This window comes from Streptomyces brasiliensis (assembly GCF_014647875.1).
Taxonomy (GTDB): Bacteria; Actinomycetota; Actinomycetes; order Streptomycetales; family Streptomycetaceae; genus Streptomyces; species Streptomyces brasiliensis.
Genome location: NZ_BMQA01000270.1, coordinates 1 through 607, shown reverse-complemented (window position 1 = coordinate 607; position 607 = coordinate 1). Strand labels below are relative to the sequence as shown.

Genomic DNA, 607 nt, shown 5'->3' with positions numbered 1-607 from the left:
AGCGCGGCTGCTCAGCACAGCAACCAGGATCTTCTACGCGGAAGGAATCCACTCCGTCGGCATCGACCGGATCACCGTGGAGGCGAAGGTGACCCGGGCGACGCTGTACCGACACTTCGCGGGCAAGGAAGACCTCGTCCTCGCCTACCTCGACCAAGCCGACGAAGGAATCCGAGGACAGGTCGCCGCGGCCCAGGCGAGCAGCCAGTCAGCCGTCGACAAAGTCCAGGCCGTCGCCAAATCCATCACCCAAGGCATCTTGAGCCCAGGCTTCCGCGGCTGCGCCTTCCTCAACGCAGCAGCCGAATACCCCGACCCAGCCCACCCGATCCACCAGTTCATCCTGACCCACCGCCAGTGGTTCCTGAAAACCATCACGGACCTGCTCGCACAAACCAGCGACGCGCCCGCCGACCCAGCCGCCCGACACCTCGTCATGCTCAGAGACGGCGCCATGGCGGCCGGCTGCCTCTTCGACCCCGAGCTCGTCTCCGAAACCTTCCTGCAAGGCGTCACAGGAATCCTCCTGGCACGCACCGGCTCAGCAACCGCGCCAGAAACGACCCCCTCCATCACCACCACAGACCAGGCACCCTGACCCCTCCCA

At 65.6% G+C, this 607-nt stretch carries 1 protein-coding gene; it reads left to right on the top strand.

Going from position 1 to position 607, the window contains the following annotated elements; all coding sequences use genetic code 11:
- Positions 1-598: TetR/AcrR family transcriptional regulator (locus IEZ19_RS50125; RefSeq protein WP_189318000.1), on the top strand; the 598-nt coding region annotated here is incomplete at its 5' end.
- Positions 599-607 lie beyond the last annotated feature (9 nt).